This is a genomic window from Streptomyces sp. NPDC058880 (genome assembly GCF_042742535.1).
Taxonomy (GTDB): Bacteria; Actinomycetota; Actinomycetes; order Streptomycetales; family Streptomycetaceae; genus Streptomyces.
Window position 1 is genome coordinate 39,037 of sequence record NZ_JBHYMC010000024.1, and the last position, 12,251, is coordinate 51,287.

Here is a 12,251-nt window from a genome sequence, read left to right on the forward strand (position 1 = left end):
CCAGGCTAAGCGCGACCGGACCCCGGGACGGTGCGGTCACGCGGTCCGGCCGAAGCGGGCGGTGCGCCGGTCGAGGGTCGATCCCGGAGGGGCCGGGCGTGCGGCCCTGCGCGTGACGCAGGTCACGTCGGATCGGCGCTCTGTTTCCGCTCCGCCGACGGTCGTACCTACGACGGCACCGCAACGAAGGAGACACGTCATGGCCGACACCGCGAAGGGCCCCGCCAGCTACTTCCCGTCGATCGAGAAGAAGTACGGCCGACCGATCGCCGAGTGGAAGGACCTCATCAGGTCCTCGCCGCTGACCAGGCACATGGAGCTCGTCTCCTGGCTCAAGACGGAGCACGGCCTGGGCCACGGCCACGCCAACGCCCTCGTGGCCGACACGCTGGCGGAGGACAAGTAGAAGCCCCGGGCGGCTTCGGGAGCGCATCCCGCGGGGCGGGGGCTTGCGGGAGGTGGGGCTGGGGCTTCGGTGGGCGGTGTTGCGCTGGGGCGGTGGTCAGGGACCGGTCGTGTCCCCTACTCCCGCCCCAGCAGTACCGTGCCCGAGGAGCAGAACCAGCCGCCCGTGCCCGACGTCAGGGCGACTTCGGGGAGGCGGCCGCCGGGTTTGGTGACCTGCCCGGCTCCGGCCTCGCCGCGTAGTTGGCGGACGGCCTCGACCAGGAGGAACAGGCCCCGCATGCCCGGGTGACAGGCCGAGAGGCCGCCCCCGTCCGTGTTGACCGGGAGCTCCCCGTCGCGCAGCAGGCGGCCTTTCTCCACGAAGGCCCCGCCGTCGCCCTTCGGGCAGAAGCCGAGGTCCTCCAGGGTCACCAGGGTCATGTAGGTGAAGGCGTCGTAGATCTCCGCGAGGTCCACGTCCGCGGGCGTGAGCCCCGCCCGCTCGAAGGCGATACGGCCCGAGACGGCGGCGGGGGACACGGTGAAGTCCTCCCACTCCGACATGGTGGTGTGGGAGACGGAGGTGCCCGCCCCCAGGATCCACACCGGTGCCTTCGCGGTGTCGGGTACGTGGTCCTCCGAGGTCAGGAGCACCGCGCAGCCGCCGTCCGAGCGGATGCAGCAGTGCAGCTTGGTGAAGGGGTCGGCGATCATCTCGCCGGACAGGACGTCGTCGACGGTGATCGGGTCGCGGAACATCGCGTCGGGGTTGGTCGCCGCGTTCGCCCGGGCCTGGACGGCGACCGAGGCGAGCTGTTCCAGGGTCGTTCCGTACTGGTGCATGTGGCGGCGGGCGGCCATGGCGTACTTGGAGATCAGGGTGTGGCCGTACGGGACCTCGAACTGCTGCGGTCCCCGCGCCCCGAAGGAGAGGTTCGAGGTGCGGCGCCGGGCCTTGATGTCGGCGCGGGCCGTGGAGCCGTAGACCAGTAGGACGGCTTCGGCGTGGCCGGCGGCGATCGCGTCCGCCGCGTGCGCGGCCATGACCTCCCAGGTCGAGCCGCCCACGGAGGTGGAGTCGACCCAGGTGGGGCGCAGGCCGAGGTACTCGGCCACCTCGACCGGGGCGAGCGTGCCGAGGCCGGCCGAGGCGAAGCCGTCGACGGCGGAGCGGTCGAGGCCTGAGTCGGCCAGGGCGCGCCGGGCGGCCTGTGCGTGCAGGGCGTAGGGGGTGGGGCCGTCCACCCGGCCGCAGTCCGAGAGGGCGACGCCGACCACCGCGACCCGTCGGCGGGGCCGGAGGGCGGTTCCAGGTGTGAGTCCAGACATGCGAGAACGGTACATCTGACGTATCGTCAGATACCAGCCCCCGCCGGCTCCACGGGGCCCGCCGCCCACCTTCCCCCGCCCCGGCAAGCCGGTCTCGCCGCCCCCTGTGCATCTGCCGCCCGGCGCCCTAACATGACGGCCCGTCAGATACGGGGAGGAGCCCGACGATGGATGCCGCCTTCACCGCGGAGCAGGACGAGATACGGCGTACCCTGCGCGAGATCCTGGGCAAACGCTGCGGACCCGGCGAGGTCAAGGCCGCCGTCCGCACCACCGCCGGCTATGACGGCGACCTGTGGCAGCAGCTTTCCCGGCAGCTCGGCCTGCCGGGCATCGCCGTCGCCGAGGAGTACGGCGGGGCCGGCTGCGGTCCGGCCGACCTGGCCCTGGCCTGCGAGGAGACCGGACGGGCACTGCTCCCCTCGCCGCTGCTGGCCACCGCCGTGCTGTGCGCGCCCCTGATCGCCGCGCTCGGCAGCGGCGCCCAGCGTTCGGCGCTGCTCCCGGCGCTGGCCTCGGGCGGGCTGACCGCCGCGCTCGCCGTACCGGGTCCGGCGCTGGCCACCGCCCTCGCGCTGACCGGAGAGGACGCCGCGGGCCACTGGTGCGGCGGCGGCCGGGCCGGCGGGGTCCAGGCCCGCGCCGGCGCCGTCGGTGAGGGCTGGCGGTTGTACGGGGAAGTCGCCCAGGTGCTCGACGGGCACAGTGCCCCGCTGCTCCTGGTCGCCGCCCACGCCGGCGGGTTCGCGCACGGCCGCACCCTGCTGTTCCTGGTACGGGAGGATGCGCCCGGCCTCGTGCGGTCCCGGCAGGCCGTGCTCGACGAGACCCGTCCGCAGGCCCGGATCCAGCTGCGGGACGTTCCGGCGGAGTTGATCGGCGAGCAGGGGCGGGACGCCGACGTGCTCGGGGCCCTCGCCGCGACCGGGCGCACCGCCTCCGCCGTGCTGGCCGCCGAGGCGGTCGGGGCGGCCGGCCGGGCGCTCGCGCGCACCGTGGAGTACGTGCGCGAGCGCGAGCAGTTCGGTCGGACGATCGGCTCCTTCCAGGCCGTCAAGCACCGGCTCGCCGACCTGTACGTGCAGGTGCAGGCGGCCCGCTCGGCGGCCTACTACGCCGCCTGGGACCCGGACCAGGGCGGCCTCGCGCTCGCCCAGGCCCTGGAGGCGCTCAGGGCGGCGGCGGGGGAGGCGATCCAGCTGCACGGCGGCATCGGCTTCACCTGGGAGCACGACGCGCACCTCTACTTCAAGCGGGCGGCCTCCGACGAGCTGCTGTTCGGCCCGGTGCACCGGCTGCGCGCACACGCCGCGGACCGTGCGGGCCTGTTCGCGCCCGCACCGTCCACCGCGCCCGCCGTCGCGCCCGCCGCCGCAGCTCCCGAAGCGTCCCCGCCCGCACCGCAGAAGGTGGCCGTCTGATGGCTCGTGTGGCTCCCGGCGTCAAGCTGATGCAGAAGGTCTCCTCGACCGTGCTGTTCGCCAAGATCGCACCGCACTTCATTCCCGCCGTGGACAAGGCGGTGCACCGGCTCACTCGCGGCAGGGTCATGCTGAGCGCGCGGATGCTGCCGGGCGTGGTCCTCACCGCCAAGGGCGCCCGGAGCGGCGAACCGCGTACCACGCCCCTCGCGTGCATGCCGGAGGACGGCGGGACGAGCTGGATCCTCATCGGGTCCAACTTCGGCCGCCCCGGGCACCCGGCATGGACCGGGAACCTGCTCAAACACCCTGATGCGGAAGTGAGTTGGCGCGGCAGGGACATAGCCGTACGGGCCCGGCTGCTGACGGGTGAGGAGCGCGCCGCGGTGTGGCGGGCGGTGCTGGGGTTCTGGCCGCCGTACGCGACGTACCAGGCACGCATCGAGCGTGAGATCCGGCTGTTCCGCCTGGAGCGTCGCTGATCCCGGGCGGATGGCGGCGTGGTGCCGGCGCGGAGCCGGCCCGGGGCGGCGGACCCGGAGCGGGTCCGCCGTTACCTGGTGGGCTTCTTGCCCGTGATGCCGAGGTGGACGAGCAGGGCCAGGTTCGGCTTGAGTTCGGCCTGCTTGACGCCCCAGGTCTGGAAGCCCTTCTGGTGCGAGGCGACCGCGGCCAGCATCGCGACCAGCGAACCGGCCATCGCGGCGGGGCTGACGTCCTTGTCGACCTTGCCCTTGGCCTGGAGCTCCTTCACCGATTCCGTGAGGGAGTTGGTGACCGAGTTCAGGATCTTCATGCGGATCTTGTAGAACCGCTTGTCGCCCTCGGCCGCGCCGAGGTCGACCACACGCAGGATCGCGTCGTTGCGGCGCCAGAACTCCAGGAAGCCGTCGACGAGTTCCTCGGCGGCTGCCCACCCTGACTTGCCGACCCAGGTCCGACCCTCGACGAGCGACGTCAACTGCGCGCCCTCGGCGGCCATGTGCTCGGCGATCTCCAGGACGGCGCCCTCGACGTCCGGGAAGTACTGGTAGAAGGTCGCGGGGGAGGTACCGGCCTTGCGGGCGACGTCGATCACCTTGACGTCGCGGTACGGCGAGGAGCTGAGCATCTCGCTGAGGCAGTCGAGCAGTTTCTGCCGCGTCGCCTGGCCGCGCCGGCCGGCGACACGCCCGTCGACGGTGCGTACTTGTCCTGTCATGCCGTCAGCTTACCGAGGGGGGATCGGCGCGCTATTCGGCCGCCTGCAAATGGGGTTACGGGCTCCCTGGCCTGGGCGGTGCGCCGTCCCGGGCGGCCGCGCAGGCGAATTCCGGCCGGATCCGCCCCGTGGGCGGCCCGTCGTCGCCGCCCGGTCGCGGTCCGGGCGTGTCGCCCCGTTCCGCGGGATTTCCCCCGAATAGTCTTATCAACAGGCTGTGGACAAGTTTTCGGGCGGATCATGGCTGGGAGAGGTGGGAGGGTACACACCCCCGCAGAACGGAAGGAACCAGGCCCATGGCCGCATTCGTGGAAGGCGCACCCTGCTGGGTGGACGCCTCGCTTCCGGACGTCGAGGCGGGCAAGCGGTTCTACGGTGAGCTCTTCGGGTGGACCTTCGCGGACAGCGCGGGGGCCGAATACGGCCACTACACGCAGGCCTACAGCCAGGGCCGCAACGTTGCGGCCCTCGCCCCCAAGCCCGACGGCCGGATGCCGACGGTCTGGGGCGTTTATCTCTACACCGCCGACGCCTACGCCTGCGCCCAGCGCATCCGCGCCGCCGGCGGCCAGATGGTGATGGACCCGATGCCGGTCGGCCCGTACGGCACGGCCGCGATGGCCGCCGACCCCGGCGGGGCCGTCTTCGGACTGTGGCAGCCCGGCACGCACCACGGCTTCGAGGCCCAGCAGGAGCCCTTCACGTACTGCTGGAGCGAGGTCTACACACGGGCGCGCGACGCCGTGGACGTCTTCTACGCGAAGGTCTTCGGCTACGTGCCGCAGGACCAGGACGACGCCGGCGTCGAGTACCGCATCTGGTCGCCGCCGGGCAAGGCGCCCGGCACCGACACCGCCGTCCTCGGGCGCAGCCTGATCACGGACGCCTTCCCGGAGATCATGCCGGCGCACTTCCTCGTCTACTTCGCCGTCCCGGACTGCGACCGGTCCGTGGCCACGGTGCAGCGGCTCGGCGGCCGGGTCACCGCGGACCCGTTCGACACCCCCTACGGCCGGATCGCGGTCGTCGCGGACAATCAGGGAGCGGTCTTCGGGCTCCTGTCGCAGCCCCGCGCCGAGGCGGACGCGTAGGCGCCGCGGACGGATCGCCGGACGGATCGCCGGGCAGATCACACCGGGCTGCTCGCCGTGCCGGGGCCGGACCCCGTTCGGGCCTGACAGAATCGGGGTTGCGCGACCCGGGCTGCGCCCCGGGATGAGACGCTGCACCGGGCAGGGCGCTGTGCCGGTGGGAGCGGGCCCGGTGCGTGGCCCGTACGGGGAGGTGTGGAGGCGAGTGGTGGAGCAGCTGACGCAGCACGACCCGAGACGGATCGGCCCCTTCGAGGTGCTGGGACGGCTCGGCGCCGGCGGCATGGGGCTGGTCTATCTCGCACGGTCCGCGTCCGGACGGCGAGTCGCGATCAAAACGGTGCGCACCGAGCTCGCCGAGGACCAACTCTTCCGCGTGCGGTTCACCCGCGAGGTGGAGGCGGCGCGCGCCGTGTCCGGCTTCTACACCGCGGCCGTGGTCGACGCCGATCCGCGGGCCGCCGTGCCGTGGCTGGCCACCGCGTACGTCCCGGCGCCCTCCCTGGAGGAGATCGTCAACGAGTGCGGGCCCATGCCCGCCCAGGCCGTACGGTGGCTCGCCGCCGGCATCGCCGAGGCCCTGCAGTCCATCCACGGCGCCGGGCTCGTCCACCGCGACCTGAAGCCGTCCAACGTGCTCGTCGTCGAGGACGGCCCGCGCGTGATCGACTTCGGTATCGCGAGCGGTGTCTCGAACACCCGCCTGACCATGACGAACGTCGCCGTCGGCACCCCCGCCTACATGTCGCCCGAGCAGGCGAAGGACTCCCGCAGCGTCAAGGGCGCCAGCGACGTCTTCTCGCTCGGCTCCACGCTGGTCTTCGCAGCGACCGGGCACCCGCCCTACCACGGGGCGAACCCGGTCGAGACGGTCTTCATGCTGCTGCGCGAGGGCCCGAACGTGGAGGGGCTCCCGGAGGAGCTGCGGCCGCTGATCGAATCCTGCATGCAGATGGACGCCTCGCTGCGGCCGACCCCGGCCGACCTGCAGGCGCAGCTGGCCCCGCACCTCTTCGACGGCGGCGACGACAGCGGTACCGCCTCGGCGTGGCTGCCGACGCGGGCCGTCGCGATGATCGAGGCCCGGCGCGCGGGGAACCGCACGGCCGTCGCCGTGCCCGCACCCGGCCGTGACGGCCGGGGCGGCGGCGCCGGGGCCCGCGGGCCCGCGTCCGAGCAGGCCACGCAGCGCCGCCCGCGGGGCGCCGAGGGCTGGGTGGACCCGCGCACCGGCCAGGCCGTGCCGCAGCGTCCGCACCATCCGCCGCGCTCCGCGGTGCCTTCGGGCGAGCCGGTGCGGCTGGGCGGCTCGCCGGTGCCGATCGGGCCCGGCCCGTTCGCGACGGCCTCGGCGTCGGCGGCGCACACCCCCGCCGCGGACGCGGCGACCGGCTGGGTGCGCCCGCCCGACGGGTCGGCGCCCTCCCCGGCCGGTGGACCGGTCACCCCGTCCGTCCCGGGACCGGGCGCGGCCCCGGACAGCGGCCGCTGGCGGCCCTGGCGCTTCCGCATGTCGAACGAGGTCTGGGGCACCCCGGCCGTCGCCGGCAACCTGCTGTACGTGACTTCCTTCGAGGTGCACGCGCTGGACGTGGCCAGCGGCCGCCGCCAGTTCAAGACCCGCGACGTCGCCTGGTCCATGGCCGTCGCCGACGGCCGGATCCACGCCTCCGACGGGCCCTCCCTCTACGCGCTCGACGCCACCGACGGCTCCGAGCGGTGGCGGCTGTCCACCGATGCCTGGGTGTACGCCGTGCGCGCCGAGCACGGCACGGTCGTCACCGCCACGCGCGGCGGTGGTGTACAGGGTTGGGAGGCGTCCAGCGGCCAGAAGCTGTGGGAGCTGACCGGCGCGCAGAGCGACTTCGAGACCCCGGAGGCGGCCCCCGTCCTCCACGAGGGCACGGTGTACGTGTGGCAGGACGCGCGGCTGCGCGCCCTGGACGCCCGCAGCGGCCGGGAGGCCTGGTCGTACCCGATCGGCGACGCCGCCTCCTGCGGGAACGTGCCCGTACGGGTCGCCCCCGCTCCCGACGGCAACGTGTACGTCGCGGCCGGCACCCGGGTGATCTCCGTGGACCGGGCCTCCGGCCGGGTCCGCTGGCACTTCGAGGCCCCCGCGGTCTTCCTGGCTCCGCCGGCCTTCGCGCCGGGTGCGGCCGTCACGGGCGGCGGGGTCTACCTCGCCGACTACCTGGGCACCGTCTACGCCCTCGACGCGGTCACCGGCCAGGACCGCTGGCGGATCGCGACGGAGTCGCGGCAGTCCTCCGACCCGGTGCTGGTGGTGGGCGGCAACGTCCACCTGGGGGCGGGCAGCGCGCTCTACACGCTCGACGCGGTCACCGGCACCCCGAAGTGGCGGTTCGCGGCGGGCGGCGAGATCACGGGCCTGCCGGCGGTCGCGGACGGCCGGGTGCACTTCGGGTCGGCCGACCACTGCCTGTACACGCTGGACGCCGCGGGCGGCCAGCTCCGCTGGAAGCTGGCCACGGGCGGCGAGATCACGGGCGCCCCGGTCGCGGAGGCGGGCGTGGTGTACGCGTGCAGCAAGGACCGCTGCGTGTACGCCCTGGATGCGGCGAAGGGCACGGGCACCCGTACGGGCGGGTGACCCCGGCGGGGGCCGGGTCGGGCCCCGCCGGGTAGCGCACCGCACCGGGAGTGACAGGATGGACCCCATGAGCAACGTCTACTTCGACATCAACATCAACGGCGCCCCCGCGGGCCGCATCGTCTTCAAGCTGTACGACGACGTCGTCCCGAAGACGGCGCGCAACTTCCGTGAGCTGGCCACCGGCCAGAACGGCTTCGGCTACGCGGGCTCTGGCTTCCACCGCATCATCCCCCAGTTCATGCTCCAGGGCGGTGACTTCACCAACCACAACGGCACCGGCGGCAAGTCCATCTACGGCGAGAAGTTCGAGGACGAGAACTTCCAGCTGAAGCACGACCGCCCCTACCTGCTGTCGATGGCGAACGCCGGCCGCAACACCAACGGCTCGCAGTTCTTCATCACCACGGTCGTCACCTCGTGGCTCGACGGCAAGCACGTCGTCTTCGGCGAGGTCGTCTCGGGCCAGGAGCTCGTCGACCAGATCGAGGCCCTGGGCTCCCAGTCCGGCGCCCCCAAGGGCAAGGTCGAGATCGCCGCTTCCGGCGTCGTCGAGGCCTGATCACACCCGCCTGCCCGGCCGGTCGGCCCCGCCCCCGCTCGGGGGCCGGGGCCGCCGCCGTTTCCCCGTACTCGGGTCCCTGCCTCAGCTACCGACGTGCCCGGCCTGGATCTGGCGGCCCTGGGTGGTCACCACCACCACCGGCACACCGTCCGGTACCTGCCCCTGGAGGTCGGCCAGGAGCGAGTCGACCGGGGGCAGCTCCCCGGGCGAGCGGACCTGGATGTAGAGGGTCTGGGACTGGGCCGTGACGCTCTGGACGGAGGCGCCGGGCGTTCCGGCCAGCCAGGCCGCGGCGGCGTTCGTGGCGCGTGTGGTCCACAGGTTCACGAGAACGGTACCCACCGTGTTCGCTCCCAGCAGAAGGCCGACCGCGGCGAACAGCAGGCCGAGCGCCAGGTAGGTCCTGCGCGTCGAACCCGTCTCGCCCCGCCGGCCGGCCGTCGCGTATCCGAGCGCGCCGAACACCACCATGCCCGCGAAGACCAGGGCGAGCAGGTTGGAGACGAACAGGACGAACGAGCCCAGGGCCAGCCACCACGCGGCCTGTCCGGCGCAGACTCCGGTCACCACCAGCGGTGGCACCAGCGAGATGGCGATCGCCACCCCGGGCAGGACGGCCGCGACGTCCTTGCGGGCGAGGGCGACAGCGCCGGCGAAGCCGGTGGCGAGCGCGGCGACCAGGTCCAACAGCCCGGGGGAGGTGCGGCTGGAGATCTGGCTGTCCGACAGCAGGTCGAAGGAGGAGGGCACCACCAGCGACGCCAGCATGCCGACGGCCGTCACCAGCAGGCATCCCGAGGCCACGAACAGGAGCGCGGTGGAACGCCTCCGCTGCACCGCGCCCAGTGCGATGCCCATGATCGGCGTGGACAGCGGGGCGATGATCATCGCCCCGATCACCGTGGCGGTGGAGTCGGTCAGCACTCCGCCGGCCGCGATCACCGCCGACAGGAACAGCATGGTCCAGAACGCGGACTGTTTCGCCTGCCGGTCCCCCTGCGACAGGTCGAGGTCCTCCTCCAGATCCTCCAGAGATCTTCGCTGGCGGTCCGGCAGCATGCGGTCACGGAGGGTTCTCAGCACCAGCCGAGTATCACGCGGCGCGGTGCCGGGGCCCTGGGAGACACACGGGAGACCCTCCTTCGGGCGGACGCGTCAGCGCAGTCGGGGTTCGGGGGCCGTGCGGCGGTCCGCGAAGAGTTCCGCCTGTCGTCGTGGTGGCAGGTTCCCCAGGGCGATCAGGGCCGGAGCCTGTGCGAGGGCCTGCTGGAGGGCGGCCTGCTTCGCCGACCACAGGGCCCGTACGGTGCCCTGCACGGCCCGGGTCGGGAAGCCGGCCAGGGTCTGCGCCGCCTGCAAGGCCGCCGGGAGCAGTCCGTCCGGCGCGGCCAGTTCCGAGACCAGGCCGATCTCGTGGGCGCGACGGGCGGAGAGGCGTTCGGCCGTGCCCATCAGGGACATCCGGGCGGCCTCGCCGAAGGGCATGCGTTGTGCCATGTGGACGGCCTCGTAGGCGCTGACCATCCCGTAGGTGGTGTGCGGGTCGAAGAAGGTGGCCGTCTCGGAGGCGATGAGGAACTCCGACTCGCCCAGCAGGTAGAAGGCCCCGCCGCAGGCCATGCCGTTGACGGCGGCGACGACCGGCTTCCACAGGTCGCAGGACTTCGGGCCGATCGCGATCAGAGGGTCGTCGGCGGAGTAGGGGGAGGCGGGCTGCGGCACCTCGGCGCCGCGGTCGATGCCGGTGCAGAAGGCGGCCCTTCCGGCGCCGGTCAGCACGACCGCCCGGACCTCCTCGGCGAAGCGGAGTTCGCGCCACGCCTCGCCCAGCTCGGCGGCGGTGGCCAGGTCGACGGCGTTGTGCCGGTGCTCCCGGTCCAGGGTGACCACCGCGACCCCGGTGGCCCCATCCCGTTCCACGCGCAGCGTCACGACTTCTCCAGGAGCCAGCGGGGCACGGTCATTCCGCCCGTCTCGGTGAAGGTCACCTGGACCCGTGCGCCGATGCGCAGCCGGGCCGGGTCCATGGAGTCGAGGGGGGCGTCGGCGGAGGTCACCAGGTTCCCGGCGAGTCGGATGTGCGGGGCGTCGGCGAGTTCGACGAGGACCACGTTGTACGGGGCCTGCGCGGCGTAGGCGGGCAGCAGCGGCGGGTGGGGCCGGACGTAGGACCAAATGCGGCCGCGGCCGCTCATGCGGCGCCACTCGCTGTCGAAGGACCGGCAGTGCGGGCAACAAGGGCGGGGCGGGAAGCGGAGCCTGCCGCAGGCGGCGCAGGCCTGGACGCGCAGCTCGCCGCGGGCGGCGTACTCCCAGAAGGGGGCGCCGTCCTCGTCGGGCACGGGCAGGAGCAGGGCGTCCGCGGACGCGGCGGCTTCGGGTGCGGGGGTCATCGGCGGGTCAGCTCCTCAGCAGGATCGCGGACGTCGGGACGCCTTCGCCCGCCGTCACCAGGCAGGTCGCGGCGTCCGGCACCTGGGCGGTGGAGGTGCCGCGCAGCTGCTTGACGCCCTCGTTGATCAGGTTGAAGCCGTGTACGTACGCCTCGGACAGTCCGCCGCCGCCGGTGTTGAGGGGAAGCCGGCCGCCGAGCTCCAGGGCGCCGCCCTCGGTGAAGGCGGCGCCCTCGCCGCGCCCGCAGAAGCCGTAGCCCTCCAGGGAGAGCGGGATGAGCGGGGTGAAGGCGTCGTAGATCTGGGCGACGTCCACGTCCTGGGGGCCGAAGTCGGCCTGCTTCCACAGGTGGCGGGCGGCGGTCCAGGCGGGCCCGGACAGGGGGTCGTCGTTCCAGTAGTTGACCATGCCGTGGTGCTGGGCGGGCAGGCCCTGGGCGGCGGAGTGGACGTAGACCGGCCGGTGGCGGCAGTCGCGGGCCCGTTCGGCGGAGACGATCACGCAGGCCAGTGCGCCGTCGGTCTCCAGGCAGTTGTCGAAGAGGCAGAGCGGGTCGCTGATCATGCGGGAGGTCATGTACATCTCGCGGGTCAGCGGGCGTTCGTACATCATCGCGGCGGGGTTCTCGTTGGCCCGGTTGCGGCAGGCCATGGCCACGTTGAAGAGGTGGTCGCGGGTTGCGCCGTACTCGTGCATGTAGCGGCGGGCCAGCATGCCGATCTCGTCGGCGGGGCGGAGCAGGCCGAAGGGCCGGGTCCACTGGCCGGGGGTGGGCAGCTGGACGGCGGTGTTCTTCCAGGGGCGGGGGCCGGAGCCGCGTTTGCGGGAGCGCCAGGCGACCCCGACGGTGGCCTGGCCGGTGGCCACGGCGGCGGCGAGGTGGCCGACCGTGGCACAGGAACCGCCGCCCCCGTAGCCGATCTTGGAGAAGAAGGTGACGTCGCCGGCGCCGATGGCCTTGGCGACCTCGACCTCGTCGGTCTCCTCCATGGTGTAGGAGGAGAAGGCGTCCACCTCGCCGGGGTCGATGCCGGCGTCGGCGAGTGCGGCCAGGATCGCCCGGCAGGCCAGTTCCTTCTCGGACTGCGGCAGTCGTCTGGCGAAGGCGGTCTGGCCGATGCCGACTATCGCCGTAGCGTCCTTGAGCGTTGCCGCCATCGCCACCTCCGGGGAGTGCGCCAGTACTGACAGGCGCGAAGGCTACAGCTAATCTGACGGTTAGTCAGCTACTGGGTTCGCGGGAGGGTGG

Annotated in this window: 12 protein-coding genes; 6 read left to right on the forward strand and 6 right to left on the reverse strand. The window is 73.1% G+C overall.

Annotation, left to right across the window (positions count from 1 at the left end):
* Window positions 1-199 precede the first annotated feature (199 nt).
* On the forward strand, window positions 200-406 hold the full coding sequence (locus tag ACFW2G_RS16385) for a DUF4287 domain-containing protein (protein ID WP_384452871.1): 207 nt from the start codon (window positions 200-202) through the stop codon (window positions 404-406).
* A 116-nt stretch (window positions 407-522) separates the two neighbouring features.
* Here the strand turns inward: ACFW2G_RS16385 and ACFW2G_RS16390 are convergent, their stop codons facing one another.
* Window positions 523-1,716 (reverse strand): acetyl-CoA acetyltransferase, encoded by a 1,194-nt coding sequence (locus ACFW2G_RS16390; protein WP_384584131.1) that lies wholly within the window; start codon window positions 1,714-1,716, stop codon window positions 523-525.
* Between the two features lie 167 nt (window positions 1,717-1,883).
* Between ACFW2G_RS16390 and ACFW2G_RS16395 the strand changes: the two genes are divergently transcribed.
* Window positions 1,884-3,137, forward strand: coding sequence for an acyl-CoA dehydrogenase family protein (locus ACFW2G_RS16395; RefSeq protein ID WP_384584128.1), 1,254 nt, complete (start codon window positions 1,884-1,886; stop codon window positions 3,135-3,137).
* Window positions 3,137-3,619, forward strand: a complete 483-nt coding sequence (locus ACFW2G_RS16400) for a nitroreductase family deazaflavin-dependent oxidoreductase (protein ID WP_384452862.1) — start codon at window positions 3,137-3,139, stop codon at window positions 3,617-3,619. Before ACFW2G_RS16395 ends, ACFW2G_RS16400 begins: the two co-directional genes overlap by 1 nt.
* Window positions 3,620-3,690: 71 nt before the next feature.
* Here ACFW2G_RS16400 and ACFW2G_RS16405 read toward each other — a convergent pair whose 3' ends face one another.
* Window positions 3,691-4,338 carry a TetR family transcriptional regulator gene (locus tag ACFW2G_RS16405; RefSeq protein WP_037924918.1) on the reverse strand — a complete coding sequence of 216 codons (648 nt, stop codon included), beginning with the start codon at window positions 4,336-4,338 and terminating at the stop codon, window positions 3,691-3,693.
* A 296-nt stretch (window positions 4,339-4,634) separates the two neighbouring features.
* On the opposite strand from ACFW2G_RS16405, the gene ACFW2G_RS16410 reads away from it, so the two are divergent.
* The 3 genes from ACFW2G_RS16410 (at window position 4,635) to ACFW2G_RS16420 (ending at window position 8,605) form a co-directional block, all read left to right on the forward strand.
* Window positions 4,635-5,429 (forward strand): VOC family protein, encoded by a 795-nt coding sequence (locus ACFW2G_RS16410; protein WP_037924920.1) that lies wholly within the window; start codon window positions 4,635-4,637, stop codon window positions 5,427-5,429.
* Window positions 5,430-5,637: 208 nt separating this feature from the next.
* On the forward strand, window positions 5,638-8,043 hold the full coding sequence (locus ACFW2G_RS16415; RefSeq protein ID WP_384452857.1) for a PQQ-binding-like beta-propeller repeat protein: 2,406 nt from the start codon (window positions 5,638-5,640) through the stop codon (window positions 8,041-8,043).
* Between the two features lie 67 nt (window positions 8,044-8,110).
* On the forward strand, window positions 8,111-8,605 hold the full coding sequence (locus ACFW2G_RS16420) for a peptidylprolyl isomerase (protein ID WP_037924924.1): 495 nt from the start codon (window positions 8,111-8,113) through the stop codon (window positions 8,603-8,605).
* 84 nt (window positions 8,606-8,689) lie between these two features.
* Here ACFW2G_RS16420 and ACFW2G_RS16425 read toward each other — a convergent pair whose 3' ends face one another.
* From ACFW2G_RS16425 to ACFW2G_RS16440, 4 genes are all read right to left on the reverse strand, one after another.
* Complete coding sequence (locus tag ACFW2G_RS16425; protein ID WP_384452854.1) at window positions 8,690-9,691, reverse strand: DUF389 domain-containing protein; 1,002 nt, start codon at window positions 9,689-9,691, stop codon at window positions 8,690-8,692.
* Window positions 9,692-9,763: 72 nt separating this feature from the next.
* A complete protein-coding gene (locus tag ACFW2G_RS16430) occupies window positions 9,764-10,540 on the reverse strand; it encodes an enoyl-CoA hydratase/isomerase family protein (RefSeq protein ID WP_384452851.1) in 777 nt (258 codons plus the stop codon).
* Window positions 10,537-11,001, reverse strand: a complete 465-nt coding sequence (locus tag ACFW2G_RS16435; RefSeq protein ID WP_384452848.1) for a Zn-ribbon domain-containing OB-fold protein — start codon at window positions 10,999-11,001, stop codon at window positions 10,537-10,539. Before ACFW2G_RS16435 ends, ACFW2G_RS16430 begins: the two co-directional genes overlap by 4 nt.
* A gap of 7 nt (window positions 11,002-11,008) precedes the next feature.
* Entirely contained in the window at window positions 11,009-12,160 is a 1,152-nt protein-coding gene (locus ACFW2G_RS16440) for a lipid-transfer protein (protein ID WP_037924930.1), read from the reverse strand.
* Window positions 12,161-12,251: the final 91 nt, after the last annotated feature.

Bases quoted from the DNA above. Each gene is read 5' to 3' on its own strand.
- ACFW2G_RS16435 (WP_384452848.1), bottom strand. From the start codon at position 11,001: ATGACCCCCGCACCCGAAGCCGCCGCGTCCGCGGACGCCCTGCTCCTG.
- ACFW2G_RS16385 (WP_384452871.1), top strand. From the start codon at position 200: ATGGCCGACACCGCGAAGGGCCCCGCCAGCTACTTCCCGTCGATCGAG.
- ACFW2G_RS16390 (WP_384584131.1), bottom strand. From the start codon at position 1,716: ATGTCTGGACTCACACCTGGAACCGCCCTCCGGCCCCGCCGACGGGTC.
- ACFW2G_RS16405 (WP_037924918.1), bottom strand. From the start codon at position 4,338: ATGACAGGACAAGTACGCACCGTCGACGGGCGTGTCGCCGGCCGGCGC.
- ACFW2G_RS16395 (WP_384584128.1), top strand. From the start codon at position 1,884: ATGGATGCCGCCTTCACCGCGGAGCAGGACGAGATACGGCGTACCCTG.
- ACFW2G_RS16410 (WP_037924920.1), top strand. From the start codon at position 4,635: ATGGCCGCATTCGTGGAAGGCGCACCCTGCTGGGTGGACGCCTCGCTT.
- ACFW2G_RS16440 (WP_037924930.1), bottom strand. From the start codon at position 12,160: ATGGCGGCAACGCTCAAGGACGCTACGGCGATAGTCGGCATCGGCCAG.
- ACFW2G_RS16420 (WP_037924924.1), top strand. From the start codon at position 8,111: ATGAGCAACGTCTACTTCGACATCAACATCAACGGCGCCCCCGCGGGC.
- ACFW2G_RS16400 (WP_384452862.1), top strand. From the start codon at position 3,137: ATGGCTCGTGTGGCTCCCGGCGTCAAGCTGATGCAGAAGGTCTCCTCG.